Origin of the sequence: Frigoribacterium sp. SL97, from assembly GCF_026625765.1 — a bacterium.
Classification (GTDB): Bacteria; Actinomycetota; Actinomycetes; order Actinomycetales; family Microbacteriaceae; genus Frigoribacterium.
Genome location: NZ_CP113062.1, coordinates 1367533 through 1393486 on the forward strand (window position 1 = coordinate 1367533; position 25954 = coordinate 1393486).

At 71.6% G+C, this 25954-nt stretch carries 25 protein-coding genes, 1 tRNA gene and 1 riboswitch; of the genes, 13 read left to right on the forward strand and 13 right to left on the reverse strand.

Going from position 1 to position 25954, the window contains the following annotated elements; all coding sequences use genetic code 11:
* Positions 1-11: 11 nt before the first annotated feature.
* The gene (gene glgX, locus OVA02_RS06550; RefSeq protein ID WP_082460561.1) at positions 12-2210 is read right to left on the reverse strand and encodes a glycogen debranching protein GlgX; all 2199 of its coding nucleotides are present in this window, start codon (positions 2208-2210) and stop codon (positions 12-14) included.
* A 145-nt stretch (positions 2211-2355) separates the two neighbouring features.
* Positions 2356-3942 (reverse strand): S8 family serine peptidase, encoded by a 1587-nt coding sequence (locus tag OVA02_RS06555; protein ID WP_267659466.1) that lies wholly within the window; start codon positions 3940-3942, stop codon positions 2356-2358.
* Between the two features lie 294 nt (positions 3943-4236).
* Here OVA02_RS06555 and OVA02_RS06560 point away from each other — a divergent pair, with 294 nt between their 5' ends.
* Positions 4237-5196, forward strand: a complete 960-nt coding sequence (locus tag OVA02_RS06560; RefSeq protein WP_267659467.1) for an NAD-dependent epimerase/dehydratase family protein — start codon at positions 4237-4239, stop codon at positions 5194-5196.
* Positions 5197-5302: 106 nt separating this feature from the next.
* Here OVA02_RS06560 and OVA02_RS06565 read toward each other — a convergent pair whose 3' ends face one another.
* The 3 genes from OVA02_RS06565 to OVA02_RS06575 form a co-directional block, all read right to left on the reverse strand.
* A complete protein-coding gene (locus OVA02_RS06565) occupies positions 5303-5596 on the reverse strand; it encodes a hypothetical protein (protein WP_192122697.1) in 294 nt (97 codons plus the stop codon).
* 172 nt (positions 5597-5768) lie between these two features.
* Positions 5769-6476, reverse strand: coding sequence for a hypothetical protein (locus OVA02_RS06570; RefSeq protein ID WP_267659468.1), 708 nt, complete (start codon positions 6474-6476; stop codon positions 5769-5771).
* Positions 6477-6595: 119 nt separating this feature from the next.
* The gene (locus OVA02_RS06575) at positions 6596-7528 is read right to left on the reverse strand and encodes an alpha/beta fold hydrolase (RefSeq protein ID WP_267659469.1); all 933 of its coding nucleotides are present in this window, start codon (positions 7526-7528) and stop codon (positions 6596-6598) included.
* A 168-nt stretch (positions 7529-7696) separates the two neighbouring features.
* Between OVA02_RS06575 and OVA02_RS06580 the strand changes: the two genes are divergently transcribed.
* Entirely contained in the window at positions 7697-8365 is a 669-nt protein-coding gene (locus OVA02_RS06580; protein ID WP_173152604.1) for an NUDIX domain-containing protein, read from the forward strand.
* A gap of 10 nt (positions 8366-8375) precedes the next feature.
* On the opposite strand, the gene OVA02_RS06585 is transcribed toward OVA02_RS06580, so the two are convergent.
* On the reverse strand, positions 8376-8738 hold the full coding sequence (locus tag OVA02_RS06585; protein WP_173152601.1) for a YnfA family protein: 363 nt from the start codon (positions 8736-8738) through the stop codon (positions 8376-8378).
* A gap of 132 nt (positions 8739-8870) precedes the next feature.
* Here OVA02_RS06585 and OVA02_RS06590 point away from each other — a divergent pair, with 132 nt between their 5' ends.
* Positions 8871-9758, forward strand: coding sequence for an NAD-dependent epimerase/dehydratase family protein (locus OVA02_RS06590; protein WP_267659470.1), 888 nt, complete (start codon positions 8871-8873; stop codon positions 9756-9758).
* Positions 9759-9935: 177 nt separating this feature from the next.
* On the forward strand, positions 9936-10376 hold the full coding sequence (locus OVA02_RS06595; RefSeq protein ID WP_267659471.1) for a hypothetical protein: 441 nt from the start codon (positions 9936-9938) through the stop codon (positions 10374-10376).
* Between the two features lie 4 nt (positions 10377-10380).
* Here the strand turns inward: OVA02_RS06595 and OVA02_RS06600 are convergent, their stop codons facing one another.
* Positions 10381-10779 (reverse strand): hypothetical protein, encoded by a 399-nt coding sequence (locus OVA02_RS06600; protein WP_267659472.1) that lies wholly within the window; start codon positions 10777-10779, stop codon positions 10381-10383.
* A gap of 73 nt (positions 10780-10852) precedes the next feature.
* A riboswitch (TPP riboswitch) is annotated at positions 10853-10961 on the forward strand.
* On the opposite strand from OVA02_RS06600, the gene OVA02_RS06605 reads away from it, so the two are divergent.
* The 4 genes from OVA02_RS06605 (at position 10957) to OVA02_RS06620 (ending at position 14556) form a co-directional block, all read left to right on the forward strand.
* Complete coding sequence (locus OVA02_RS06605) at positions 10957-11619, forward strand: ECF transporter S component (protein WP_267659474.1); 663 nt, start codon at positions 10957-10959, stop codon at positions 11617-11619. Its footprint overlaps the riboswitch before it by 5 nt.
* Positions 11620-11643: 24 nt before the next feature.
* Positions 11644-13155, forward strand: a complete 1512-nt coding sequence (locus OVA02_RS06610; RefSeq protein WP_267659475.1) for an ABC transporter ATP-binding protein — start codon at positions 11644-11646, stop codon at positions 13153-13155.
* The gene (locus OVA02_RS06615) at positions 13152-13946 is read left to right on the forward strand and encodes an energy-coupling factor transporter transmembrane component T family protein (protein ID WP_267659476.1); all 795 of its coding nucleotides are present in this window, start codon (positions 13152-13154) and stop codon (positions 13944-13946) included. The genes OVA02_RS06610 and OVA02_RS06615 overlap by 4 nt, the downstream gene beginning before the upstream one ends.
* Positions 13939-14556 carry an ATP-binding protein gene (locus OVA02_RS06620; RefSeq protein ID WP_267659477.1) on the forward strand — a complete coding sequence of 206 codons (618 nt, stop codon included), beginning with the start codon at positions 13939-13941 and terminating at the stop codon, positions 14554-14556. The genes OVA02_RS06615 and OVA02_RS06620 overlap by 8 nt, the downstream gene beginning before the upstream one ends.
* On the opposite strand, the gene OVA02_RS06625 is transcribed toward OVA02_RS06620, so the two are convergent.
* A complete protein-coding gene (locus OVA02_RS06625; RefSeq protein ID WP_267659478.1) occupies positions 14512-16737 on the reverse strand; it encodes an acyltransferase family protein in 2226 nt (741 codons plus the stop codon). The two genes, OVA02_RS06620 and OVA02_RS06625, sit on opposite strands and share 45 nt — an antisense overlap.
* Before the next feature lie 42 nt (positions 16738-16779).
* Between OVA02_RS06625 and OVA02_RS06630 the strand changes: the two genes are divergently transcribed.
* Positions 16780-18405: a glycosyl hydrolase family 28-related protein gene (locus tag OVA02_RS06630; protein WP_267659479.1), complete on the forward strand. Its 1626-nt coding sequence runs from the start codon at positions 16780-16782 to the stop codon at positions 18403-18405.
* A gap of 12 nt (positions 18406-18417) precedes the next feature.
* Here OVA02_RS06630 and OVA02_RS06635 read toward each other — a convergent pair whose 3' ends face one another.
* The 5 genes from OVA02_RS06635 to OVA02_RS06655 all read right to left on the reverse strand — a co-directional run bounded on the left by OVA02_RS06635 (position 18418) and on the right by OVA02_RS06655 (position 21568).
* A complete protein-coding gene (locus tag OVA02_RS06635) occupies positions 18418-18735 on the reverse strand; it encodes a metallopeptidase family protein (RefSeq protein WP_056049129.1) in 318 nt (105 codons plus the stop codon).
* A 263-nt stretch (positions 18736-18998) separates the two neighbouring features.
* A tRNA-His gene (locus OVA02_RS06640) sits at positions 18999-19071 on the reverse strand.
* Between the two features lie 59 nt (positions 19072-19130).
* Positions 19131-19751: an oligoribonuclease gene (gene orn / locus OVA02_RS06645; protein ID WP_056048454.1), complete on the reverse strand. Its 621-nt coding sequence runs from the start codon at positions 19749-19751 to the stop codon at positions 19131-19133.
* 78 nt (positions 19752-19829) lie between these two features.
* Positions 19830-21098 (reverse strand): MFS transporter, encoded by a 1269-nt coding sequence (locus OVA02_RS06650; protein ID WP_420709638.1) that lies wholly within the window; start codon positions 21096-21098, stop codon positions 19830-19832.
* Positions 21095-21568 (reverse strand): MarR family winged helix-turn-helix transcriptional regulator, encoded by a 474-nt coding sequence (locus OVA02_RS06655; RefSeq protein ID WP_056048448.1) that lies wholly within the window; start codon positions 21566-21568, stop codon positions 21095-21097. The genes OVA02_RS06650 and OVA02_RS06655 overlap by 4 nt, the downstream gene beginning before the upstream one ends.
* 95 nt (positions 21569-21663) lie before the next feature.
* On the opposite strand from OVA02_RS06655, the gene OVA02_RS06660 reads away from it, so the two are divergent.
* The 4 genes from OVA02_RS06660 (at position 21664) to OVA02_RS06675 (ending at position 25797) form a co-directional block, all read left to right on the forward strand.
* Positions 21664-21948, forward strand: coding sequence for an oligoribonuclease (locus OVA02_RS06660; protein WP_157485491.1), 285 nt, complete (start codon positions 21664-21666; stop codon positions 21946-21948).
* 84 nt (positions 21949-22032) lie between these two features.
* On the forward strand, positions 22033-22293 hold the full coding sequence (locus OVA02_RS06665; RefSeq protein WP_056048442.1) for a thioredoxin family protein: 261 nt from the start codon (positions 22033-22035) through the stop codon (positions 22291-22293).
* Positions 22294-22390: 97 nt separating this feature from the next.
* A complete protein-coding gene (locus OVA02_RS06670) occupies positions 22391-23689 on the forward strand; it encodes a bifunctional glycosyltransferase family 2/GtrA family protein (protein ID WP_173152577.1) in 1299 nt (432 codons plus the stop codon).
* A complete protein-coding gene (locus tag OVA02_RS06675; RefSeq protein WP_267659480.1) occupies positions 23686-25797 on the forward strand; it encodes an ArnT family glycosyltransferase in 2112 nt (703 codons plus the stop codon). The genes OVA02_RS06670 and OVA02_RS06675 overlap by 4 nt, the downstream gene beginning before the upstream one ends.
* Positions 25798-25954 lie beyond the last annotated feature (157 nt).

The window sequence follows — 25954 nt, forward strand, 5'->3', positions numbered from 1 at the left end:
TTCGTGTCGGGTCACAGTTCTTCCTCGGCCGTGGCACGCAGGACGACGAGCGAGCGACCCGCCACGGGGAGTCGATCGCCGGCCCGCAGGGCCGCGGGGGCCTGCGGGGTCGAGGGCGGTTGGGTGGTGGTGGCGGCGCGGGTGGCCGTCGGGGTGCGGGGTGCGGCGCTGGCGGGCGGCGGAGGCGCCGTCACGGTGCTGTCGACCACGACCTCCCAGCCCTGGGCGTACTCGTCGGGCGGGAGGACGAAGGTGACCGTCTCGGCGCTGGCGTTGAAGTACAGGACGAAGTTGACGTCGGTGATGCGACCGCCTCGGGCGTCACGGCCACGGATGCCGTTGCCGTTGAGGAACATGCCGATCGCCTTGGCGTAGGACTCGTTCCACTCGCCCTCTTGCATGGCGTCGCCCTCGGTCGTCAACCAGACGATGTCGGGCAGGGGCTCGCCCTCGCCACGGGTGACGGGACGGCCGTTGAAGTACCGCTGGCGGCGGAAGGTCGGGTGGTCGTGGCGCAGCTTGATGACCTCGGCGACGAACTCGATCAGCTCGCGGTCGGCGTTGGGCCAGTCGATCCAGCTGATCTGGTTGTCCTGTGCGTACGTGTTGTTGTTGCCGCCCTGCGTGCGACCGAGCTCGTCGCCGTGCAGCAGCATCGGCACGCCCTGGCTGAGCAGCAAGGTGGCGAGGAAGCTGCGCTGACGCTGCTCGCGCAGGGCGCGGATCTCTCCGTCGTCGGTCTCGCCCTCGACCCCGGAGTTCCACGAACGGTTGTGGCTCTCGCCGTCGTTGCCGTTCTCGCCGTTGGCGTCGTTGCGCTTGTCGTTGTAGCTGACGAGGTCGCGCATCGTGAAGCCGTCGTGAGCGGTGACGAAGTTGATGCTCGCGACCGGGCGTCGCCCGTCGCGTTCGTACAGGTCGGCGGAGCCGGTGATCCGGCTGGCGAACTCGCCGAGCGTCGAGGGCTCGCCGCGCCAGAAGTCGCGGACGGTGTCGCGGTACTTGCCGTTCCACTCGGTCCACTGGGGCGGGAAGTTGCCGACCTGGTAGCCACCGGGGCCGACGTCCCAGGGCTCGGCGATCAGCTTGACCTGCGAGACGATCGGGTCCTGCTGCACGAGCTCGAAGAAGGTCGAGAGACGGTCGACCTCGTAGAACTCGCGGGCGAGCGACGCGGCGAGGTCGAAGCGGAAGCCGTCGACGTGCATCTCGGTGACCCAGTAGCGCAGGCTGTCCATGATGAGCTGCAGCGAGTGCGGGTGACGGACGTTCAGGCTGTTGCCGGTGCCCGTGTAGTCCATGTAGTGCTGCTGGTCGCCGTCCATCAGCCGGTAGTAGGCGGCGTTGTCGATGCCCTTGAACGAGAGGGTCGGACCCAGGTGGTTGCCCTCGGCCGTGTGGTTGTACACGACGTCGATGATGACCTCGATGCCGGCGTCGTGCAGCACCCGCACCATCGTCTTGAACTCCTGCACCTGCTGGCCGATGTCGCCGGTGGCCGAGTAGGCGGCGTGCGGGGCGAAGAACCCGATGGTGTTGTAGCCCCAGTAGTTGCTGAGGCCCTTCTCGAGCAGGGTGTTGTCCTGCACGAACTGGTGCACGGGCATCAGCTCGAGGGTCGTGATGCCGAGCTTCTTCAGGTGGTCGATGATCGCCGGGTTCGCGACGCCGGCGTACGTGCCGCGTTCTTCCTCGGGGATGTCGGGGTGCGTCTCGGTGAGGCCCTTGACGTGCGCCTCGTAGATGACGGTCTCGTCGTAGCTGTACTTGGGGGCGCGGTCGCCCTGCCAGTCGAAGAACGGGTTGATGACGACGCCCAGCATCATGTGCGGGCCGCTGTCCTTGTCGTTGCGCGAGTCGGGGTCGCCGAACGTGTAGGCGAACAGCGCCTCGTCCCAGTCGATCTCGCCGCAGGTGGCCTTGGCGTAGGGGTCGAGGAGGAGCTTGTTCGGGTTGGCACGCGAGCCGTTCGCGGGGTCGTACTCGCCGTGCACGCGGTAGCCGTAGCGCTGACCGGGTTGCACGGTGGGCAGGTAGGCGTGCCAGACGTAGGCGTCGACCTCGGTGAACTCGACCCTCGTCTCGGTGCCGTCGTCGTCGAACAGGCACAACTCGACCTTGCTGGCGGCTTCGCTGAAGATCGCGAAGTTGGTGCCGCTGCCGTCGTAGGTCGCGCCGAGGGGGTAGGGGTTGCCGGGCCAGGTGTGCATCGAACCTCCGATTGGGACTCGCTCAGCCTAGGGGCGAACGGGCGCCCCGTCCGCGCGAGGACGGGGCGCCCGCCGGGCCGCACGGGCCGGGCGGGCGCCCCGTCGGGGCGGTGCTCGCTCTGTGGTGCTCCTCCTGCTGGGTCGGCTACTTCGTCACGGCGGCGAGGGCGTCGACGATCCCCTCACCGAACCAGCCGTTGTCGGCCGGCGTGCCGGTGCAGGTGGTCGTGCCGGTCGGACACGGGGTGTCGGTCGCCTGTCGCTCGAGCAACCCGACGAGGTCCGTGCCGCCGAGACGCGGGTGGGTCGACTTCAGCAGGGCCAGCACGCCGGCGACGTGCGGCGAGGCCATCGAGGTGCCCGACTTGGTCCCGTAGCCCCCGCCGGTCACGGTCGAGAGGATGGCCGAACCGGGGGCCGCGACGTCGACGACGCCCTCGCCGTAGTTCGAGAAGCCCGACTTCGCCCCGGCCGAGGTGGTCGACGACACGGTGACCACGCCGTCGAGCTCGGTCGGGATGTCGAGGCAGCGTGAGTCGATCGGGCGGGTCGTCGGCGTGGTGTCGTTCGGGCTGTCCGTGTCGACCGTCTTGTTCGCGAGGTCGATCGACGAGTTGCCGGCCGCCGCGACGTTGACGATGCCCTTCTTCTGGGTGAACTGCACGGCGCGGTCGACGGCGGTCAGCACGGCCGCCTGGTCGACGTCCGAGCCGCACCAGAACTGCCACGGGTCGACGTAGTAGCTGTTGTTCGTGATGTCGGCACCGGTCGCAGCGGCCTGCATGAAGCCGCAGATCGCGGCCTCGGGGTAGATGAAGCCGTCGTCGCTGACGACCTTGACGGCCGACATCGTCACGCCTGGGGCGACGCCCACGATGCCGACGCCGTTGCGGGCCGCGGCGATCGTGCCGGCCACGTGGGTGCCGTGGTCGCTCGTCGTGGGCTGCCAGGCGGCGTAGCTCGAGTCGGGCGTCCCGGTCAGGCAGCTCGCCGAGGCGGCCACGTCGATGTTCGGCTGCAGGTCGGGGTGGTCGCCCTCGATGCCCGAGTCGAGCACGGCCACGAGCACGTCGCGGCTGCCGTCGGTGACCTGGTGCGCCTGGTCGGCCCCGATGGCCGTGAGGTCCCACTGCTGCGCCTCGAGGGGGTCGGCGACGACGGTCGTGGCCTCTTCGAGCCGCTGCTCGGGCGAGGTCGCGGCCTTCGGCTTGCCGGGGTGTCCGGGACCACCGGGCTTGCCTGGACCGCCCGGGTGGCCGGGCCTGACGGGCTTGCCCGGGCCCGGGGCGGTCGTGCCGACGCCGTAGGTCGGGTCGGTCTCGGCGACCGCGGCGGTGCGGGTGGCACCGGCCGACGAGACGGCCTTGTCGCTCCGCACCGAGGGGGCGAAGTTCGCGTTGCTCGACTGCGCGACGACCACGCCGAGCTCGGCGTACGCGGCGATGACGCTGCCGCCGGCCGCGGCGACCGCCCGCTCGACCTGCTTGGTCGCGCCGGGGTTGGCCTTGCCCGCGTTGACGACGTAGTTCATCACCGGCCCCTCGACGACCGGCAGCGTCGGGGCGGGACCCGGCTTGCCGGGTGCGGCGGGTGCACCGGGCGCGGCCGTGGGAGGCGCGGCGACGGCGGCGCCGGAGCCCACGGCGACGAGTCCCAGGGTCAGGGACGCCGCGAGACAGACGGTCGTGACGCGGCGGCGGGTGCCGCGGGCGCGGGGGTCGGTGAAGGTCATGGTTCTCCTCGTCGGGTCGCGCGTGCCGGATGGGACGCGCGGAGCGGATGGCTCGTCGCGGGCCGTGCCCGATGATCCGACGAGCCGCCGTGCTCCTCAGAGGAAGTCTGGAGAATCCGGGGCCACGGCGCAGTGGGCACTTGAGGGGACGCCGCGTGACCCCCGTGTGGGGTACACCGCTGTCGGGGGTGCCGGGTAGCGTCGAGCCATGTCCTCCGATGCCGTGCGCAGAGCTGCCACCCTTCGTCCCCGCCGTCCGTTCCCGGCCCTCTCGATCGTGTCGGGGGTCGCGTCGTGAAGATCGTCGTCATCGGGTCCACCGGCCACGTGGGCGGATTCCTCGTCCCGCGACTCGTCGAGGCCGGCCACGAGGTGGTCGCCGTCAGCCGGGGGGAGTCCGAGCCCTACCGGTCGCACGCGGTGTGGTCACGCGTGACGCGCCTCCTGCTCGACCGCGAGGCGGGCGACGCCGACGGCACGTTCGCGGGCGAGATCGCCGCGCTCGGGGCCGACGTCGTGATCGACATGATCTGCTTCACGGTCGCGTCGGCGCGGCAGATGGTCGACGCCTTGCAGGGCACGGGCACCGTGCTGGTGCACTGCGGCACGGTCTGGGTGCACGGTCCGTCGCGTGAGGTGCCGATCACCGAAGAGGACGAGCGCACCCCGTTCGGCGAGTACGGCACGCAGAAGGCCGCCATCGAAGAGTTGCTGCTCCGCGAGTCACGGCGCCCGGGCGGAGTGCAGAGCATCGTGCTGCACCCCGGGCACATCACCGGCCCGGGTTGGCCGATGATCAACGCCGTCGGCAACCTCGACCTCTCCGTCTGGGAGGCCCTCGCCGCCGGGCGCGAGATCGCGATGCCGGGCCTCGGGCTCGAGACCGTCCACCACGTCCACGCCGACGACGTCGCGCAGGCGTTCCAGCTCGCGGCCGAGCGGCACTCGCAGGTGGTCGGTGAGGCCTTCCACGTCGTCAGCGAGCGGGCGATCACGCTGCGCGGTCTCGCCGAGGCGATCGCGCGGCACCACGGGCAGGAGGCGCGGCTGCGGTTCGTCTCGTGGGCCGAGTTCCGAGACCAGACGTCCGACGAGAACGCGGACGCGTCCTGGCAGCACGCGTCGCGCAGCCACTCGATGAGCATCGCCAAGGCGCGCCGTCTGCTCGGCTACTCGCCGCGCTACACCTCGGTCCAGGCCGTCGTCGAGGGCCTCGAGTGGCTCGAGGCCGACGGGCAGCTGACGCTGGGCTGAGCCGGGTGGTGATGGTCTGCCGTCATGGCGGACGGGGCCGCTCCGATCGCCGACACCCGGGCCCTCCGCCGGGGTTTCCCGGGCGGCACCACACGTGCGGCCGTGGTCAGCCGCGGCGGAGCAGGTGGGCGGTGACGGCGGCCTGCCACGAGTGGCCGTAGCGGGTGGTGCCGGCCGCGGTGCGGACGACGAACGCGCCGGCGCGGTAGGCCAGTCGCCCGTGGCTGACGAGCTGCTCGCCGAAGCGCTCGGCGATCGACCACGTGTCCGACGACTCGAAACTGATCGCCACGGGGAACCGCGAGCGGGGCAGGTGCACCTCGACGGGCGCGGCGTGGGGATGCGTCGGGAGGCGCCCGAGGAGCATCGGGGGAGTCAGGGGGGAGGCGGTGGGGACCATGGGGCTCCGTTCGTCGGTCGGCCGCGTGGCCAGGGCAGAGGAAACCCCCTCGCGCAGGGGAGCGCGAGGGGGGCCACCGGGATGACCGGTCCTCGACGAAAGGTGAGGGCCGGTGCGTCGCCATGGAGACGACCCGGAAGCCTGCCGACCCGGAGGTCGGCAGGCGGGGGTGTTACTCCGTGGCGGCGGTGATCTTCGCGACGCCGACGAGCATCTCGTCCTGGACGGCGTCGGTCTTGAAGGTCTGGTTCAGCAGGGCGGCGGCGTCGGGGCTGACGTGGACCGTGGTGCCCTCGAGGACCGCGTTCGAGCCCTCCATCTGGATGGGCTTGAGCGTGCCACCGTAGAGGTTGAACAGGTAGGCGTCCTCGGCGGCAACGGTGCCGTTGGCGGTCACGGTGCCGTAGAGCTTCGACTCGCCCGGGTCGATGCGGAAGTCGGTGAGTTCGACGACGGTGCCGTCGGCGGCGGTCAGCGACAGGCCGGAGCCGTCGTGGTCGATCTCGCCCTGGACGTAGGGGCGCACGTCGCTGTCGGGGCCGTAGTAGTCGACGTTGCCGCCCGTGATCGGGAACGCGAACGTGCCGTCGGTGAAGGTCGCGGTGCCCACGACGCCGGGGGTCAGGCCCAGGCTCGTGAGGGCGTCGACGAAGGACGCGTCCACGGCGACCTGGGTGTCGACGCCGTTGCTGAGGTCGGCGATCGACGCGGCGGGCGTCGACGCGGCGCTGGGCTCGGAGGACGACGAGCTCGACGAGGAGGACGTGCCGGTCGAGGTGCCGGAGTCCATCGAGCACGCGGCGAGGGAGAAGAGCAGGGCGCCCGAGGCGACGAGGCCGAGGGTGGTCTTGGTGATGTTCTTGCGAGTGAAAGCGTTCATGGTGAAGCTCCTTGTCAGTTGGTCCCGGTGGGGATGTACTGGGTTCGCCACCGGGCCCGAAAAGGATTGGAACGCATCTACTTCGTTACCCCGCCGTGACCTCCACCGCCTCGTCGGCTTCACCCGGCGAGGAACTCGTCGGTGTCGTCGGCGATCCGAGTCGACTGCGTGTGGTGCAGGTAGTGGTCTCCGTCGAGCTGAACGACCTGACCGCGGTCGACGCTCGCCGCCTGCTTCTCGTGCAGCTCGAGCCAGCCGTCGTCGTCGGTGCCGTCCTGCACCACGAAGAGAAGGACCGGCAGGTCCGCCGGGAACGTCCGTCCGCTGACCGAGGCGACGTTGCTCGCGGTGTGGTCCATCTCGTCGAGCAGGGTCGGGGCGGTCGCGTTCTTCGTGATGAGGAAGCGCATCTGTTCTTTCGTGCCCTCGTCGTAGGGCAGTCCGGCGTAGGCGTCGCCGGCGAGTGCGCTCGCCACGCGGAGCAGACCCAGGCCGCGAAGCGTGGTCAGTCCGTCGGTCGGCACGGGGTCGTCCGTGCCGGGCTGGTCGGGGACGCTGCTGTCGATCCCGATGAACGCCGTGAGTTCGTCCCCGAAGAGCCTGCTGTACTCGAGGGCGTAGACGCCCGAGATCGAGTGCCCCATGAGCGCGTAGCGGTCGATGCCCAGTCGGCGGAGCGCCTCGTGCACCTCGCCCGCGATGTTCTCCGCCGTGCGGGGGGAGTCGGTCTGGTCGCTCAGCCCGGTGCCGAACGGCTCCACGGCGACGACGCGATGGGTGTCGTCGAGCTCGGAGATCAGTGGCTGGAAGTCCAGGCCGGGTGCCGCCGTCCCGAGGCCCGGAAGCAGGACGATCGTGTCCGCGCCGGACCCGCTGACGACGACGTTCATCTCCCTCCCGTCGACGGACACGAGCTCGCCGTACGAGGTGATGGCGGCCAGCTCCGACCCCGTGGCGACGACGTCGACGATCGACGTGGTCGCCAGCGTCAGGACGGGCAGGGCCACGAGGGCGCCGACGGTCCGCAGGATCACCTTGAGGGATGTACGCACGGGGTCCTCTCTCCGGGCGTCCGGGTCGGGTCCGGACGCTCCTCCGGAAGCACACCAGAAGGTGACGTCCTCGAGAAGTGCCGAGGCGTCACCACATCGTGTGACGGATGTCATCACCGGCCGTTCCCGCCCTCGCGGGTCGTCGCCCTCCGTTATTTTCGTGGGGTGATGAACTCTCGTGGCTCCCGTTCCCCCGACGGTCGCGGACGGACGGGCCTCGACCTCACCGGCCGCGACCTCGCCCGCAACCCCGACGTCGTGGTCCGCGACGTCGAGGTGACCTCGGACGGCTGGCACGTGCTCCGCCGCACCACCTTCGACGTGCGCGGTCGCGACGGGCGGTGGTCGACCCAGCAGCGCGAGACGTACGACCGCGGCAACGGGGCGACGATCCTCCTGTTCGACCCGCGGCGGGCGACGGTGCTCCTGACCCGGCAGTTCCGGTTCCCCGCCTACGTGAACGACCATCCCGACGGGATGCTGGTCGAGACCGCCGCGGGACTCCTCGACGAGGACGATCCCGAGACCGCGATCCGCCGAGAGACGCGCGAAGAACTCGGGGTCGAGGTGGGCGGGTTGATCCACGTTTTCGACGCCTACATGAGCCCGGGGTCGGTGACCGAGCGCGTGCACTTCTACGCCGCCACGTACTCGGTGGCCGACCGCACCGGTGACGGGGGTGGCGTCGAGGAGGAAGGAGAGGACATCGAGGTCCTCGAGCTGCCGTTCCGGGACGCCCTCGAGATGATCGCCGACGGGCGCATCGTGGACGGCAAAACGATCATGCTGTTGCAGTGGGCCGCCCTGAACCCGGGCCGCCTCGACCTCCCGTCCTGACCCGCGATGGTCAGGCGTCGGCCTCGGCGCCCGTCGTCGAGCTGAGCACGGGCGCGAGCACGATGATGCCGGCGCCGAGGAGGCTCACGGCCGAACCGACGAAGTCCCACGTCGTGGGCTTGAACCCGTCGACCACGATGCCCCAGGCGAGCGAGCCCGCGACGAACACGCCGCCGTAGGCCGCCAGCACCCGCCCGAAGTCCGCGTCGGGTTGGAACGCGGCGACGAAGCCGTAGGCACCCAGCGAGACGATGCCGAGCAGGGCGAAGAGCCAGCCCCGGTTCTCCCGGACGGCCTGCCAGATCAGCCAGGCGCCACCGATCTCGGCGACGGCCGCGAGGGCGAAGAGCAGGAGGATCCGGGCGACGGTCATGCTGCATCTTGACAGGCGGACCGGGGCGGCACGGTGGACCGACCGAGCGCGCCTCCTCGGGGCCGCGCGGCGTAGCGTCGTCCCGGTGGATGCTCCGGCCCTCGGCGCATCCCTCGATCGGGGGAGCGCGTCATGAAGGTCGTCATCACGGGATCACGAGGCAAGGTCGGCCGTGCCGCCGTCCGCCGGTTCGTCGAGGCCGGGCACGACGTCCTCGGCGTCGACCTCGTCCGACCCGTCTTCGACGCGGGCGTCGACGTGCCCGGCCGGTACGTGATGGGCGACCTGACCGACGCGGGGACCGCCTTCTCGGTCGTCGCGGGGGCCGACGTCGTCGTCCACGTCGCGGCCATCCCGCAGCCCACCGCGAACCCGGCCCACGTCGTGTTCCACACCAACCTGATGTCCACGTTCAACCTGGTCGAGGCGGCCGTGCGGTTCGGCGTGCCCCGCTTCGTCAACGTGTCGAGCGAGAGCATCGTGGGCAACTTCTTCCCCGAACGACCCTTCCTGCCCGACTACGTGCCGGTCGACGAGGAGCACCCCCTCCACCCGCAGGACCCCTACGCCCTCTCGAAGGCGTTCGGCGAACAGCTGATGGACGCCGCCGTCCGCCGCTCCGACCTGCGCGCGATCTCGATCCGCCCGAGCACCGTCCACGACGCCAGCAACTACGAGGCCAACCTCGGCCCTCAGGTGCGCGAGGCCGACCCCGACAGTGCGAACTTCGGCAGCTACGTCGACGCCGACGACCTCGCCGACGCCCTCCTGCTCGCCGCAGAGTCCGACCTGCCGGGTCACGAGGTCTTCTACATCGCAGCAGCCGACAACGCCGGCGGCCACGACTTCGCCGCCACGCTCCGTCAGCACCACGGCGACCGGGTCGAGTTGCGCGAACTCGCCCGGGCCGACGCGTCGGGCATCTCGACCGCCAAGGCGGCCCGCATGCTCGGCTGGAGGGCGAAGCGCTCCTGGCGAGACCACCTCGACACCGAGGGTCACGCCCTGCCGAAGGCCTGATCGGCCGCCGAGCGTCAGAACAGCTCGGCCAGCAGGGCGAAGGTCCGGTCGGGTGCCTCGAGGTGCCTGTCGTGGTGGACGCAGGGCGGACGACGGATTCGCCAGGCATGTCACCATGGGGCGTACGCCGACCCGACCGAGCCGACGCACGCACGCACGCACGAGAAGGGCACGATCATGGCCGACGCCGGGTTCAGCAAAGAAGAGAAGGCCGCCATGAAGCAGCGCGCCGCCGAACTGCGGGCCGAGGCGAAGCGTCAGAAGCTGGCCGACAAGTCGGCCGCCGAGGCGCAGGACGCCGCGGACGCCATCGCGGCCATGACCGATGTCGAGCGGCCCATCGCCCAGATGGTGCACGAGGTCGTCGCCGAGCACGCCCCGAACCTCGCCCCCAAGACCTGGTACGGCTTCCCCGCCTACGCCCGGGAGGACGGCAAGGCCGTCGTGTTCTTCCAGCCCGGCGCCAAGTTCGGCACGCGCTACTCGACCCTCGGGTTCCAGGACGGTGCCCGGCTCGACGACGGCACGCTCTGGGCCACCTCGTACGCGGTGACCGGCGCCGACGACGCGACCCGCGCCTCCGTCGCCGCCCTCGTCCGGAAGGCCGCCGGACTCTGACGCGTCAGTACGCGTCGGCCGAGAGGGCGATCAGCAGGTAGGCGACCGGCCCGGCGACGGCGAGGAGCACCGCCAGGGTGACGGCGGTGATCGGCAACCCCATCAGGCGCTGTCGGAGGGCGAGGGAGACCACGCCGACGACGACCGTCACGACCGCGAGGACCCAGCACAGCACCGATGCCACCGTCGCGACGCCGAAGGCGTGGATGCCGTACGCCGCCGCCTCACCGCGGTAGGAGTGGATCATCGGCTGGAGGACGACGAAGGGGACGACCCCGGTGACGACCACGAGCACCACCGAGGTGATCGGCAGGACGAGCCGGGCGGGGTGGCGTGGCCGAGGGCGGGCCGGGCCCGGCGGCGGAGCCGGAGGCGCGGGCGGTGCGACGGGAGGCCAACTCATGCCGCCACCCTAGGCGGACCGTTCGGTCGACGCCGTCGCGGACGCGTCCCTCGGCCCGGCGCTATGATCGTCCCCACAACACACGGGAGTCCGGTGAGCCGGGCTGAGAGGAAGCGAACCACGCTTCGACCGTCGAACCTGATCTGGGTCATGCCAGCGCAGGGAGGAGAAGAACAGATGTCCACGTCCACGCCCGAAAACCGTTCCACGGCGGCTCGCGACGGGTCGACCGTCTTCACGCCGAAGGCTCGCACCACCCCCACCCGGCGTTGGCGCGTCGTCGACATCGTGGTGGCCAGCGTCATCGGCGTGGCCGCCGGTGTCGTCTTCTGGGCCTGGGGCCTGGCCTATACCCCCATCGACAGCGTCCTGAGCTTCTCGGGCGGCTTCGAGGGCATCCTCAACGGCGGCTGGCTCTTCGCCGGCGTCCTGGGCGGCATCGTCATCCGCAAGCCCGGGGCCGCCGTCTACACCGAGGTCGTCGCGGCGGTCGTCTCGATGCTGATCGGCACCCAGTGGGGCTTCTCGGTGCTCATCTGGGGCATCGTCCAGGGCTTGGGCGCCGAGATCGTGCTCGCGGTCTTCCTCTACAAGTCGTGGCGGATCGGCACGGTTCTGCTCGCGGGTGCCGTCGCCGGCCTCGCCGTCGGCCTGATGGACACGAGCTTCGCCTCGGCCGCCGCCTACGCCGCCGGTTCGAAGACGATCTACGTCGTGACCTCGGTCGTCTCGGGCACCGTCATCGCCGGCCTGCTCTCGTGGCTCGCGGCCCGCGGCCTCGCCCGCACGGGCGCACTCTCGCGGTTCGCCTCGGGACGCTCGGCGGACGCCCGGATCTAGGCGCGCCTCCTCGTGGTCCTTCCCGTGAGCGGAACGAGCGGCGGACGACCGGCGGTGGACGCGGGTGCCCGCGTCACCGCCCGGGGCTGGGGGTGGCGGCACGCCGGTCGTCGCCTGCCCGCCGTCTCGCAGCTCGACCTCGACGTCGCCCCCGGTGAGCGCGTGCTGCTGCTCGGCGCGTCCGGCGCCGGCAAGTCGACGCTGCTCGCCGGCCTCGCCGGGGTGCTGGGCGGAGACGACGAGGGCGACGAGGCCGGCGACCTGCTGGTGGACGGTCGCACGCCCGCCGAGCAGCGCGGCCGGGTCGGCCTCGTCCTGCAGGACCCCGACTCGCAGGTCGTCCTCGCCCGCTTGGGCGACGACGTCGCGTTCGGCTGCGAGAACCTCGGCGTGCCCCGCGACGAGATCTGGCGTCGCGTCGGGCACGCCCTCGACGCCGTCGGGCTCGACCTGCCGCCGTCCGCGTCCACGTCCGAGCTGAGCGGTGGCCAGAAGCAGAGACTGGCGCTGGCCGGGGCCCTCGCCATGCGTCCTGGCCTGCTGCTCCTCGACGAGCCGACGGCCAACCTCGACCCCGAGGGCGTCGTGGAGGTGCGCGACGCCGTGGCCCGCGTCGTCGCCGACACGCAGGCGACGCTCGTCGTCGTCGAGCACCGCGTGTCGGTCTGGCTGCCCGTCGTCGACCGCGTCGTCGTGCTCGACTCCGGTGGAGGAGTCCTGGCCGACGGTCGCCCCGACGACGTCCTGCGTGCCGAACGCGACCGCCTCGTCGCCGCCGGGGTCTGGGTGCCCGGCGCCGCGCCTCCTGCGCCCGTCCGGTCGCGCACGACCGGTGACCGGTTGGTGACGGCGTCGGGTCTCGACGTGGGGCACAAGGGGCCCAAGGGCCGCGCGGTCGCCACGGGCATCGACCTCACGGTCGTCGAGGGGCGGGCGCTCGCGGTGACCGGCACGAACGGCTCGGGCAAGTCCACGCTCGCCCTCACCGTCGCGGGGCTGCTCGCCCCCGTCGCCGGAGTCCTCGAGGCGACGCCGTCGTTCGCCGACGGCGCCGGTCCGTCTCCGATCCGATGGAAGCCCCGACAGCTGCTCACCCGCGTCGGCACCGTCTTCCAGGACCCGGAGCACCAGTTCCTGACGGCGACCGTCCGTCGTGAGCTGGCGGTGGGTCCGGAGGCGCTGGGCGCGTCCCCGACCGAGGTCGCGTCGCGCGTCGACCACCTCCTCGACCGCCTGCGGCTCGACCACCTGGCCGGTGCGAACCCGTTCACGCTCTCGGGCGGCGAGAAGCGCCGGCTCTCGGTCGCGACCGTGCTCGCCTCGCGCCCGTCGGTGCTCGTGCTCGACGAACCGACCTTCGGGCAGGACGCCCGCACCTGGCACGAGCTCGTGGTCCTGCTGGCCGACCTGCTCGACGAGGGCCGCGCGGTCGTCGCCGTGACCCACGACGCCGAGTTCGTGGCCGCCCTAGCCGACGACGTGCTCGACCTGAGCGCCCACGCCCGCCGCGCCGACCCCGTCGAGGCGCGTCGATGAGCGTGCTCACCCCGGTCGCGGCGACCGGCGTGGTCGGGCGCGTCAACCCGGTCGCGAAGCTGCTCGCCGCCGTCGTCCTCGCGCTCGCCCTCCTGCTGTCGATCGACTGGGTCTCGGCCGGCACCGCTCTGCTGCTCGAGGGGCTGTTGCTGCCCTTCGCCGGTCTGTCGGCCCGGCAGCTGCTCGCCCGCACGGCGCCGCTCTGGATCGCCGCCCCGACGTCGGTCGTCGCCATCGCCCTCTACGGACGCGACGGCGGGGCGTCGGTGGTCGAGTGGGGGTTCCTCTCGGTGACCGAGGGGTCGCTGGCCCTCGCGGGTGCGATCGGCCTGCGCATCCTCGCCGTCGGCGTGCCGGGCATCGTGCTGTTCGCGACGACCGACCCGACCGACCTGGCCGACGGTCTCGGGCAGGTGTTGCGGCTGCCGGCGCGTTTCGTGCTCGGGGGACTCGCCGGGTTGCGTCTGGTCGGGCTGTTCATGGACGACTGGCGCCAGCTCGCGTTGGCCCGACGGGCCCGGGGCGTCGCCGACTCGGGCGGTCCGATCGGTGCGCTGCGGCGATTCGGGCAGCAGGCGTTCGCGTTGCTCGTGCTGTCGGTCCGACGCGGCAGCAAGCTCGCCACCGCCATGGAGGCCAAGGGCTTCGGCAGCGACGCCCCGCGCACCTGGGCGCGTCCGTCGTCGTTCGGCCTGCGGGACGTCGTCCTCGTCGCCATCGGCGTCGTCATCGCCGCCACCTCGGTGACCGCGGCCGTCCTGGCCGGTACGTGGGAGTTCGTCCTTGCCTGAGCACGTCGCCGTCGACGAGGCCGTCGACGTCCTGCTCCGCCGAGCCGAGGAGGCGCGGGTCGGCTCGCGTCGCCTGGTCCTGTTGATCGACGGCCGCTCCGGTTCGGGCAAGACCACGCTCGGCCGTGCGGTGGCCGCCGCGTGGCCCGACGACCGACTGGGCCCTGCACGGCTCGTGCACCTTGACGACGTCTACCCGGGCTGGTACGGGCTCGAGGCGGCGTCCCGGGCGCTCGGGACGTCCATCCTGTCGCCGGTCGCTCCGGGATGGCAGCGGTGGGACTGGGAGCACGACCGCGCGGGGGCGTGGGAGGTGCTCGACCCGGCCGTCTCGCTGATCGTCGAAGGGGCCGGGGCGGTGACCCGCGCCTCCTCGTCGCTCGCCGACGTCCGCGTCTGGCTGGAGCTCGACGCCGACACCCGTCGGCGACGGGCCCTCGACCGCGACGGTGCCGCCTTCGAACCGTGGTGGGACGTCTGGGCCGCTCAGGAGGATCGGCACCTCGCGCGCTCGTCGCCCCGGGAGCTCGCCGACGTGGTCGTCTCGGCCGGGTGGTCGCCGACCTCAGAGCACGCCCCGGGCTCGGAGCAGGTCGCCCAGGACGGGTGACACGGCGAGTGCGAACGCGGTCGTGAGGTGGACGCGATCCTCTTTCACGGGGACGTCGCCGACGAACGCCGGACAGAGGTCGCTGACGCAGGTCAGCACACGCAGGTCGACCAGCACGCCGCCGATCGACTCGAGCACGTCCTGATCGGCGGCCGCGCGGTCGATCCAGGTACGGGACGTCCGGGAGATGCAGTCGACGGGGCTGCCGCCGCGCCGGAAGCACGACGCGATGTCGGCGTCGTCCGGCGGCGGCGTGAGGACGGCGACGGACCCCGCGGCCTCGGCCAGGCGCCGGGCGTAGGCGCCGAAGCCCTCGGACCACCGATCGGGCGTGATCGTGCCGCCTCCGTCCTCGGAGAGCGTCTGGTACGAGTTGGTCACGAGGACGACGTCGGGGTGGGTCTCGTCGATCAGGGCGAGGGTCTCGTCGTTGTGCGCCCGGCAGGACTCGAGGATGCCGGTGACGTCGTTCTGGACGCGGATGTCGACGAACGGGCAGGCGAACTTGGCCCGGTTGACGAGGGTGAACCCGTTCTCGGCCGACTCGGCCAGGGGGACGAGCGCGTCGAGGTGATGCATCGCCGTCGAGTCCCCGACGAGCACGACGGTGGTGCTCGCCGAGGGAGAGGTCCACGAGCAGTCGTCCGGGGTGAGGCCCTGGGCCTCGGCGTCGCCGCAGGTGAGGTGCGGGCTGCCGGTCCGCGTCCCGTCGAGGACCGACTCGATGCTCGGGTCGAGCTCGGGCCACGAGGTCGCCGACAGCGCCCTGCCCACCTCGCCGGACCACTCGTCGACCGACGGGACGTCGAGGCCGTCGAGGCCGTCCGTCCCGCCGGGCTCGCCGGGCCCGCCGGTCTCGCCGGTCGTCCCCCCTTCGGCGCCGTCGGGGCCCCCGTCGGTCGCCGCGGAGGGCAGGACGGGTGGAGCGGCGGCGGGGCGGACGGCGTCCACGGCGAGGACGGTGGCCGTGAGGGCGGCCACCGCGAGCAGCGCAGCACCTCCGCGCCGGTAGGTCGATCGATGGTCTCGTCTCCACCGTCGCCAGGCGTGCCCGGGTGGTCCCGGCTCGAGCAGGGGCGAGGTGATGAGCGGCCGTTCGACCAAGTGGTAGGTCAGGGCGGACAGGACGAGGGTGGACACGAGGACGGCCGGCCAGAGCCGGGTCGGTTCGTCGCCGAGCAACGACCTGCCGACGACCAGGGCGACGAAGTGCCAGAGGTAGATCGAGTACGAGAGGTCTCCCACGATCATCACGGGCCGGCCGGCGAGGGGCCCGAGCCACGGTGTGCCGGCGCACCCCGTGCCCGAGGCGAGGACGAGCAGCGTGGCCGCCACGGGCAGCAGGGCGCCGGGGGCCGGGAACGGGACGGTGCTCGTCGTGACCCAGGCCGAGGCCACGACGCCGACGATTCCGACCCACGCCAGGGCCGGACGGAGGACGGCGGGGAGCCGGGTCATCGCGGGGGCCGCCGTCGCGAGGAGCGCTCCGAGCGCGAGCTCCCATGCGCGGGTCAGGCTCGAGAAGTAGGCGACGGTCGGCGACGTCGTGGACTGGTGCCAGGCCCACGCCAGCGATCCGAGCACGAGCACCAGCAGCAGGACCCCCAGGGCGACCCTCGGGACGGTCGGCCCCTTCCGTCGCCGGGCGACGGCGACCGCGGCGACGACCACGACGGGCCAGACCAGGTAGAACTGCTCCTCGACGGCGAGGGACCAGTAGTGCTGGAAGGGCGACTCGGGGCCCTGGGCGGCGAAGTAGTCGGTCCCGGTGGCGGCGAAGTGCCAGTTCGCGAGGGACGCGACGGACCAGAGCGCGTCGATCGCCGCCGACGCCCCGCGGGACGAGCCGACGACGAGCCAGGTGGCCGCCGTGCCCAGGACGAGCACCAGGACGCTCGCCGGCACGATGCGGCGGATGCGTCGTCGCCAGAAGGCCGCGATCGAGATCCGTCCGTGACGATCGGCCTCGCGCAGCAGGAGCCCCGTGATCAAGAACCCCGACACGACGAAGAACACGTCGACCCCGACGAATCCACCGGCGGGCCGCCCCGTGACGTGTTCGAGGACCACCATCGTCACGGCGAGGGCCCGGAGGGCCTGGACGTCGAGACGGTGGGCGGGGGCGGGACGGCGAGAGGCGATGTTCTGGTCGATGGTGTGCACCCGATCTTCTGACGACATGTGGTGAGGCATATATTACCCACGCTCGTGTACCCTGCCGTCATGACCGATCCACTCGACCAGACGCCGATCCGATCGCGTCGCGGTTTCCTGCTCGTCGGTGCGGCGGGCATCGCGGCGGCCGGTGCCGCGGCCGTCGCCCCCGGCGCCCGTGCCGCTCGCGCCGACGACGGGCCGGCCTCCGACGGGCCGCCTGCCGACGGTTCCGGGGCGGCGCCGGCTGCGGAGGTCGGGACGTCGGACGACCGCACGGGGGTCGACGTCCGTGACCACGGTGCCGTCGGCGACGGTCTGACGGACGACACCGCCGCCTTCGCCGCGGCCGTCGAGGCGGCCAGGGTGGTCCGGGGGCGTGTGCTCGTCCCGGCGGGCACCTACGTCGTCGACTCCGTCACGGTGCCCCTGTTGGTCTCGATCCAGGGCACGGGGGCCGATGTCAGTCGCTACGGGGCCTCGACCGACGGTGGCGTCACCATCCGGCACCTCGCCCGTTCGACGAGGCCGATGGTCGTCGTCGACGGGAACGGTGTCACGCTCGAGGGGCTGACCCTGCAGGGCAACGGCTCGGCGGCACCCCTCGTCCAGGTCGTGAACGGGTTCGAGTCGCGCTTCGACAGGGTGCAGTTGGCCGGCGTGGCCGGAACGGCCCTCCTCGTCGAGCGCGTCAACAACAACCTCTGGTCGGACCTCTTCGTCAACAACTGCGGGTCGGCCGACGCGGCCGCGGTCGTCGTGCGGTCACCGGCGTCGGGTGGGTCGAACACGAACACGTTCACCTGCGTGAACCTGCACATCGAGGGCAGTGCGAACGTCGCCCTCGATCTCGCCTGGGGTTCGACCGCCGAGTACTTCGTCGAGTTCGTGAGGCTGATCGCCCCGCACATCGAGACGTTGCAGCGGGCTGGATCGGGCGGTGACGCGACCGTGCGCATCGGCAACGTCCGGCAGATCGAGTTCGTCGCCCCGACGATCTACGGTGGCCCGGGTCCCCTGATCGAGCACGACGAGAGGCGACGTCGTGGCGTCGACATCGACGGCGGCATCCGACTGCTCGGCGGTGCCCTGCTCGGCGCGGACCCTGCCCAGGTCGGAGCGTCGACCGTGCTGGTGCGGCTGACCAAGGGCGACGACTTCGCCCTGGTGGGCACCCGTCTCGGTCGCTTCACGCAGGCAGGGGTCGAGTTGGGGGAGGGGTACGGCTCGCGGTTCGCCGTCGATCCGACGACACGGATCGCCACGACCGGCTCGGCCGTCGACGTCGTCGACCGACGAGAGGTCGAGGCTCGGCCGCTCTGGGCCTGGGGTGGCGACCTCGCGGTCGGACGTCGGTTGCTGGGTGCCCTCGGTGGCCCCTCGCCCGTGGCGTCGGCCATGGGGCGGAACGGCGACGGCGCCCCGGTTCCCACCCTGTCGGGTTCCGATCTGAGGGGAACGGTCGGCTTCGGTTCGGGTCGGGCCCGTCGTCCCGGCACGCAGGTGCGGGTCCGCTATTCGAAGCCCTTCACCACGGCGCCGGTGGTCTCGATCTGTCCGGCGTCGAACACGGCTGCGTCGGCCCAGTTCTTCGTCGTCTCGCGACCCGACGCCTTCGACGTCGAGATGGTCGGTGACCTCGAGGAGGGCCTCCCGGCCGACGCCTACCGGTTCACCTACCAGATCATCGGCTGACGGCGGCCTCCGTCAGGCCCAGCCGAGTTCGTGCAGTTGGTGGTCGTCGATCCCGTAGAAGTGGGCGATCTCGTGGACGAGCGTGACGTGGATCTCGTCGGCGAGCTGGTCGAGGTCGTCCACGGCGGCGAGGTGCGGTTCGCGGTAGAGGATGATCCGGTCGGGTAGTTCGCCGAAGCCGTACTGTCCACGCTCGGTCAGGGCGACGCCGTCGTAGAGGCCGAGCAGGTCGAGCGTGCCGTCCTCGGGGCGGTCTTCCGTGACGAACACGACGTTGTCGAGCCCGTCGACCATGTCGTCGGGCAGCAGATCGAGTTGGTCGACCACCATCGCGTCGAACGCCTCCGCGCTCACCTCCGCCGGGTCGATGCCTGCTGCCGGTCGTTCGTCGTCCACGTCACGACCCTCCCACGCCGACGTCCTGGCCCCCTGAGCCGACGAGTGAAGCTGAGTCGCCATCGCACCGCCCTGAACGTGACGAGCGCAGCGAAGTCCTGACCCTCGACGTCTCGGATGCGCTCGCGCATCCGAGACCAGAAGGCCCCAGAACCCAAAAAATCCCCTGCCCATCGGAGGGCAGGGGATTTCATTTGGGTGAGTAACGGGGCTTGAACCCGCGGCCTCCTAGACCACAACCAGGCGCTCTACCAGCTGAGCTATACCCACCATGTGTCGTTTCCGACGATGCTGTCGACTGCCGAGGCGATCGCAACGAGAAGACTCTACTACAGCCGGGGGGCCCATTCGTCCACGACGGCCTTCGAGATCGCCTGGACGTCCTCGGTGGTGGGACCCGGGTCGGCGACGAATCCGGCACGGCGGTAGTACTCGAGTTCGCGGATGGATTCGAGGATGTCGGCCAGGGCCCGGTGTCCGCCGTGTTTCTGCGGAGCGTTGAAGTACACGCGGGGGAACCAGCGGCGGGCCAGCTCCTTGATCGAGGACACGTCGACGCTGCGGTAGTGCAGGTGGCCGTCGACGCGCGGCATGTACTTGGCGAGGAAGGCGCGGTCCGTGCCGATGGTGTTGCCGGCGAGGGGCGCGTGCTGCTCGGTGGGCACGTACTTCAGGATGTACTCGAGCACCTCGAACTCGGCCTCGGCGAGGCTGACGCCGTCCGGGATCTCGTCGATGAGGCCGGACGAGCGGTGCATCTCGGTGACGAACTCGCCCATGTTGTCGAGGGCGGACTGGTCCGGCTTGATGACGATGGCGAAGCCGGGGTGCACGGGCTTCAGGTCGAAGTCGGTCACGACCACGGCCACCTCGACCAGTTCGTCGACCGAGAGGTCGAGCCCGGTCATCTCGCAGTCGATCCAGACCAGTCGGTCGTTGCTCGTAGCCATTCCGCGAGTCTAGTCCGGTGCCCTTCCGGCACCGCGCCTCCTGCACGGGACCAGGGCAGGAGGCGCGGTGCGGTCCGGTCAGATCGCCTCGCCGGCTCCGATGGCCTCGGCTTCGACACGAGCCGGTTCGGGGCCGTCGTCGACGCGGCGCAGGGCCCCGCGGGCGGCGACCACGACGACGAAGGCGACGGCGACGCTCGCGGCGGCGAACACGTAGGCGGCACTCGGATCGATGGTGTCGGCGAGCAGCGTCGCGACGGGCGGGGCCACGGCGCCGCCGAGGAAGCGCACGCCCGAGTAGGCGCTGGACGCCACCGAGCGGGGCAGGTCGGTCGCCTCCATGACGGACTCGGTCAGCACCGTGTTGAGCACGCCGAGCACCAGGCCGCCGACCACCACGCAGACCACGAGGGCGGCCGGCGTCCGGACGACGACCGCGGCGGCGACGAGGTCGAGCGCGAGCAGGGGGAGTGCGATGCGCAGCACGGTCGTCCGACGCAGGCGTGCGGTCAGCAGCGGGGCGACCCAGACCGAGGTGATCGCGAGGCCGACGCCCCAGCCGAAGAAGGTGAACCCGATGCCGAGAGCCCCGAAGCCCAGCGGATACGGCGTGTACGCGAGCAGGACGAAGAATCCGATGTTGTAGAAGAGGGCGGTCGCCGCGAGGGCGCCGAGGGCCGGGCGACCCAGGGCGCGGAACGGGGCCGACAGCGTCGTGGGCGTGGGTTTCTCCATGGCGTCGCCCTTGAGGAACAGCACGATCGCGATGAAGGCGATCGCCATCAGGGTGGTGACGCCGAAGAACGGGCCGCGCCAGCTGACCGAGCCGAGCAGGCCGCCGATCAGGGGGCCGATGGCGATGCCGAGTCCGAGGGCCGCCTCGTAGAGGATGATCGCCGAGGCCGTGCCGCCGGATGCCGCGCCCACGATCGTCGCGAGGGCGGTCGAGATGAACAGGGCGTTGCCGAGCCCCCAGCCGGCACGGAAGCCGATGATCGACCAGACGTCGCCACTGGTGGCGGCGAGCAGGGCGAAGAGCACGATCAGGGCGAGCCCGATCAGCAGGGTGCGCTTGGCGCCGAGTCGACTCGACACCCAGCTGGTGAAGAACATCGCCACGCCCGTGACGGCGAGGTAGCTCGTGAAGAGCAGTTCGGTCTGGGTCGGGCTGGCCTTCAGCGACTCGGCGATGGCGGGGAGGATCGGGTCGACGAGCCCGATGCCCATGAAGGCGACGACGCAGGCGAAGGCGATGGCCCACACGGCGGTCGGCTGCTTCAGGATGCTCGGCCCGGCACCGTGCGCGGCGCCGGACGAGGAAGAAGGGCTCGAGGCAGAGGCGCTCACGCGAACACCGCCTCGGCGTCGGAGTGGACGTCGGCGTGGCCGGCGGCGCGATGGCCGACCCGTGACGCCAGGAGGCGGGTGGCGTGCTCGAGCACGGCCCACTCGTCGTCGTCCAGGTCGGCGAAGAGGCCGCCGAGCGAGTCGGCGAGTTGCCCCCGCCACTCGACGAGCGCCGCCGTGCCCTTGTCGGTGATGGCGATGAGCCACGCCCGGGAGTCGTCGGTGTCGGCGATGCGCTTGACGAGCTCGTCCTCGGCGAGGCCCCGGAGGAGCTTGGTCATGGTGGGCTGCGACACGCGGCTGGCCCGGGCGAGGTCTCCGACGCGGAGCTCGCCGTCGGTCGTCAGGATCGAGAGCGTGCGCCACACGGCGGGTGAGGTGGTGCGGCCGGTCTCCTGCGCGGCGATGCGCGTCAGGCGATGGGTCGACGTCAGGAGGGACTCCAAGATGTCTGTCGGCTGGGGAGTCATCCCTCAAGTGTATAGCCAAGCTATATAGCTTGGCTATGCGGTTTCGCCTAACGAAGCTGGGCGCCGACTCCGTGCCTCCTGGTAGACCTGTGGACATGACAGACAGCAAGCCCACCGTGGCCGAGGGTTCCGAGTACGTCGTCTTCTTCGACGGCGGTCCGAGCGACGGCTCCACCGACACCCGCATCAGCACCGACGGCTCGTACGACGAGCAGATCACCGATTTCGTGTTGGTCGACGGCATGGAGACCGGCATCGTCTACACCGCCACCGAGGCCAAGATGGTCGGCGAACAACTGCAGGTCCACTACTCGCTCGACGCGAAGGACAGCGACCCCGTCGTCGACCCGGAAGACCGAAACGACGACCGCGACAACTGACGTCGGCGGCCTCGGCCGCACCGACTCACCAGACCGCAGGAGGCGCGGGGGAAGATTCCCCCGCGCCTCCTCGTTGTCCCCGGCATGATGCTCGAGCTCTACACGTCGGCCTTCTGCGGTCCCTGCCACGCGGCCAGGGCGGTCGTCGCCGAGGCGAAAGGCCTCGTGCCCTCGCTCGTCGTCGACGAGGCCGACGTCGCCGCCCGGCCCGCCGACGCCGAACGGCGCGACGTCCGCAGCACGCCCACCATCGTGGTCACGCGGGACGACGGCGAGGTGGTCTTCCGCTCACCGGGCGTGCCGACGTTGGACCGCCTGCTCGGGGCCCTGTCCCTCGCGATCTGATCGCGGGACCCCCGTCATGGGAGGCTCATAGGATCTCCGCGGCGTCGCCATCGACTGATGCGAGGCCGCTGATGGCGTGGCGACCGATCGTGGTCCCATGCCTGACACCGACATCCTGCGTCTCGACATCGTGGTGCCCGTCTTCGACGAGGCTGCCACCCTCGAGGCCAGCATCACGAGCCTCCATGACCATCTGACCCGCCACGTCACCGAGACCTGGCGCATCACCGTGGCCGACAACGCCAGCACCGACGGCACGCCGGCCCTCGCCGACGACCTCGCCCGACGCCTGCGGTGCGTGACCGCCGTCCACCTCGCCGAGAAGGGCCGAGGCCGTGCCCTCAAGCAGGTCTGGGCGGCCTCGCCCGCCGACGTGCTGGTCTACCTCGACGAAGACCTCTCCACCGACCTCTCTGCGCTCGGTCCGCTCGTCGCACCGTTGCTCTCCGGCCACTCCGACCTCGCGATCGGCACCCGGTTGAGCCGGTCGTCGCGGGTCGTGCGCGGCGGCACGCGGGAATTCGTCTCGCGCAGCTACAACTTCCTGCTGCGTCGCACGATGGGGGTCGGGTTCAGCGACGCCCAGTGCGGCTTCAAGGCGATCCGGCGCGAGGCCGCCGAGCGACTGCTGCCCCTCGTCGAGGACACCGGGTGGTTCTTCGACACCGAACTGCTGATCCTCGCCGAGCGCTCGGGCCTGCGCATCCACGAGGTGCCGGTCGACTGGGTCGACGACCCCGACAGCTCGGTCGACATCGTCTCCACGGCCGCCGCCGACCTCAAGGGGATGCTGCGCGTGGGCACGGGCATCGCCCGGGGCGCGATCCCGGTCCAGGCGGTGTACGACGCGATCGGGAGGCGTCCGTTCGAGCCGCCCGCGCCTCCGACGTTCTTCTCGCAGGTCGTGCGGTTCGGCGTCGTCGGGGTCGCCTCGACCGCCGCGTACGCGCTGCTCTACCTCGGCGCGCAGCAGGTGATGCCGGCCCAGGCGGCGAATTTCGTGTCGTTGCTCGTCACGGCCGTGGTCAACACGGCCGCCAACCGGCGGTTCACGTTCGGGGTACGGGGGGCGTCGGGCGTGGCGCGACACCAACTGCAAGGGCTGATGGTCTTCGTCCTCGCCTGGGCGCTGACCTCGGGGTCGCTCGTCGTGCTGCACGCCGCGGCTCCCGCGGCCGACGCGCAGGCCGAGCTGCTGGTCTTGACGGCCGCGAACCTCGTCGCGACCGTCCTGCGCTTCGTGCTCCTGCGCGTCTGGGTGTTCCGGTCGGAGGCGACGCACGTGACGCCGGGACCGGCCGACGAGCGGGTCGGTGTCGCCGACCCCGTGTCCGACCTCGCCACCCGCGTCGCCGCCGTGGCCGGCGACGACGACGTCACGGTGGTCGGTCGATGAGCGCCGGGACGACGCCGGTGCCGCTGACCGATCGACGCTCGCCGTCCGGGTCGGCCGGCCCGCGCCTCCGTCCGCTCGCTCGTCGCCTGGTGCGCGGGCGTGAGGACGCGGCACGGTGGGAGCGACCGGCGTTCCTCGCGCTGCTGGTCGCCACGGGGGCTCTCTACCTGGTGAACCTGTCGGCGAACGGCTGGGCGAATTCGTTCTACTCGGCCGCGGTGCAGGCCGGTTCGCAGAACTGGGAGGCGTTCCTCTACGGCTCGTCCGACGCCGCGAACTCGATCACGGTCGACAAGCCGCCCGCGAGCCTGTGGGTCATGGCGTTGTCGGTCCGGGTGTTCGGACTGTCGTCGTTCAGCATCCTGCTGCCCGAGGCCCTGATGGGCGTCGCGACCGTCGGACTCGTCTGGGCCACGGTGCGGCGGCACTTCTCGGGCGTCGCCGCGTTCGTCGCCGGTGGAGTCCTCGCCCTGACCCCGGTCGCCGTGTTGATGTTCCGCTTCAACAACCCCGACGCGCTGCTCGTGCTGCTGCTGACCCTCGCCACGTACCTGACGCTGCGCGGCGTCGAGACGGGCCGCGTCCGCTGGGTCGTCTGGGCCGGCGTGGCGATCGGCTTCGGCTTCCTGACCAAGCAACTGCAGGCGTTCGTCATCCTGCCCGTACTGGCCGGGGTGTACCTCGTCGCGGCGCCCGTCCTGCTGCGCAAGCGGGTGCTGCACCTGCTGGCCGCGCTCGGTGCGGTCGTGGTGTCGGCCGGCTGGTGGGTCGCCCTCGTCGAGCTGGTGCCCGCGCGCATGCGGCCGTACGTCGGCGGCTCGCAGACCAACTCGTTCCTCGAGTTGACCTTCGGCTACAACGGCCTCGGACGGCTCACGGGTGACGAGACCGGCAGCGTGACGGGCGGGGGCGGCGGCACCGGTGCCGCCACGACAGGCATGTGGGGCGAGACCGGCATCACCCGGCTCTTCACGGGCGAGTTCGGGGGCCAGATCACCTGGTTGCTTCCCGCCGCCCTCGTGATCGGCGTCTCGGCACTCGTGCTGCTCGGCTGGCGACACCGGACCTCGGCCCGTCGGGCGACCCTGCTGCTGTTCGGGGGCTGGACGGTGCTGACCGCCCTCGTCTTCAGCTTCATGTCGGGCATCTTCCACGCGTACTACACGGTGGCGCTCGCCCCGGCCATCGCGGTCACCCTCGGGGCTGCGGCCGACGTGTTGTGGCGACGACGGGCCCGGTCGTGGGTGCGGATCGTGCTGGCGGCGTCGGCTCTGCTCACGGGCGTCTGGGCCTGGGTGCTGCTCGGTCGGGCGGAGTCCTGGCAGCCGTGGCTCCGGTACGTCGTCGTCACGCTCGCCGTCGTGGGCGCCGTGCTCGTGCTGCTGCCGCGACGGGGCCGAGCGCTCACGGCGGCGACCCTCGCCGTGCTGCTCACGGGCGGCCTGCTGGCTCCGGCGGCCTACTCGGTCGAGACCGTGTCGACGGCCCACACCGGTTCGATCGTCACGGCCGGGCCGACCGTGTCGGGCGGCACGGGCGGGTTCGGCGGTGGTGGCGCGGGCGGCGCGGGCGGCTTCGGCGGTCGCGGCGGGGCCGCTGGTGGCGGGCCCGGTGGCGCGGCTGGCGGAACGCCCCCGCAGCTGCCGGGCGGCACCGGCGGGGGAGCGGGCACCGGCACCGGCACCGGGGCCGGAACCGCAGGAGGCGCGGGTACGGCCACGCGCGGACTCCCCGGTGGCGGGGGCGGAGCCGGCTCGCTGCTCGGCTCGGGCTCGGTCAGCGACGAGCTCGCTGCCGTGGTCGGTGCGGACGCGGACCGGTACACCTGGGTCGCCGCGGCCGTCGGGTCGAACAGCGCGGCGGGCTACCAGCTCGCGACGGGCGACCCGGTCATGGCGGTCGGGGGGTTCAACGGCAGCGACCCGTCACCGACCCTCGCGCAGTTCGAGCAGTACGTCGCCGACGGGCAGATCCACTGGTTCGTCGGAGGTACCGTCGGGCAGTCGAACGGCGGCAGCTCCTCCTCGAGCGAGATCGCGGCCTGGGTCGAGGCGAACTTCTCCTCGACCGAGGTCGACGGGGTCACGCTGTACGACCTGACCAGCTGACCGACCGGACGTCGCCACCGCTCCGCCCGGCCGTCCCGCACCTCCGGGGCGCGCGAGACACCGCGTTTCGTGCACCGCACCGCGACTAGTCGGGGCGCGGTGCACGAAACGCGGTGCGGAGCGTGGCTGGACCGCTACCGGGACGGAGGAGCGGGCA

What these genes read in the sequence shown, in the direction of transcription:
- glgX (WP_082460561.1), bottom strand. Translation starts at nt 2,210, where the DNA reads ATGCACACCTGGCCCGGCAACCCCTACCCCCTCGGCGCGACCTACGAC.
- OVA02_RS06555 (WP_267659466.1), bottom strand. Translation starts at nt 3,942, where the DNA reads ATGACCTTCACCGACCCCCGCGCCCGCGGCACCCGCCGCCGCGTCACG.
- OVA02_RS06565 (WP_192122697.1), bottom strand. Translation starts at nt 5,596, where the DNA reads ATGGTCCCCACCGCCTCCCCCCTGACTCCCCCGATGCTCCTCGGGCGC.
- OVA02_RS06570 (WP_267659468.1), bottom strand. Translation starts at nt 6,476, where the DNA reads ATGAACGCTTTCACTCGCAAGAACATCACCAAGACCACCCTCGGCCTC.
- OVA02_RS06580 (WP_173152604.1), top strand. Translation starts at nt 7,697, where the DNA reads ATGAACTCTCGTGGCTCCCGTTCCCCCGACGGTCGCGGACGGACGGGC.
- OVA02_RS06585 (WP_173152601.1), bottom strand. Translation starts at nt 8,738, where the DNA reads ATGACCGTCGCCCGGATCCTCCTGCTCTTCGCCCTCGCGGCCGTCGCC.
- OVA02_RS06590 (WP_267659470.1), top strand. Translation starts at nt 8,871, where the DNA reads ATGAAGGTCGTCATCACGGGATCACGAGGCAAGGTCGGCCGTGCCGCC.
- OVA02_RS06595 (WP_267659471.1), top strand. Translation starts at nt 9,936, where the DNA reads ATGGCCGACGCCGGGTTCAGCAAAGAAGAGAAGGCCGCCATGAAGCAG.
- OVA02_RS06600 (WP_267659472.1), bottom strand. Translation starts at nt 10,779, where the DNA reads ATGAGTTGGCCTCCCGTCGCACCGCCCGCGCCTCCGGCTCCGCCGCCG.
- OVA02_RS06605 (WP_267659474.1), top strand. Translation starts at nt 10,957, where the DNA reads ATGTCCACGTCCACGCCCGAAAACCGTTCCACGGCGGCTCGCGACGGG.
- OVA02_RS06615 (WP_267659476.1), top strand. Translation starts at nt 13,152, where the DNA reads ATGAGCGTGCTCACCCCGGTCGCGGCGACCGGCGTGGTCGGGCGCGTC.
- OVA02_RS06625 (WP_267659478.1), bottom strand. Translation starts at nt 16,737, where the DNA reads ATGTCGTCAGAAGATCGGGTGCACACCATCGACCAGAACATCGCCTCT.
- OVA02_RS06630 (WP_267659479.1), top strand. Translation starts at nt 16,780, where the DNA reads ATGACCGATCCACTCGACCAGACGCCGATCCGATCGCGTCGCGGTTTC.
- OVA02_RS06635 (WP_056049129.1), bottom strand. Translation starts at nt 18,735, where the DNA reads ATGGTGGTCGACCAACTCGATCTGCTGCCCGACGACATGGTCGACGGG.
- orn (WP_056048454.1), bottom strand. Translation starts at nt 19,751, where the DNA reads ATGGCTACGAGCAACGACCGACTGGTCTGGATCGACTGCGAGATGACC.
- OVA02_RS06655 (WP_056048448.1), bottom strand. Translation starts at nt 21,568, where the DNA reads ATGACTCCCCAGCCGACAGACATCTTGGAGTCCCTCCTGACGTCGACC.
- OVA02_RS06660 (WP_157485491.1), top strand. Translation starts at nt 21,664, where the DNA reads ATGACAGACAGCAAGCCCACCGTGGCCGAGGGTTCCGAGTACGTCGTC.
- OVA02_RS06665 (WP_056048442.1), top strand. Translation starts at nt 22,033, where the DNA reads ATGATGCTCGAGCTCTACACGTCGGCCTTCTGCGGTCCCTGCCACGCG.
- OVA02_RS06670 (WP_173152577.1), top strand. Translation starts at nt 22,391, where the DNA reads ATGCCTGACACCGACATCCTGCGTCTCGACATCGTGGTGCCCGTCTTC.
- OVA02_RS06675 (WP_267659480.1), top strand. Translation starts at nt 23,686, where the DNA reads ATGAGCGCCGGGACGACGCCGGTGCCGCTGACCGATCGACGCTCGCCG.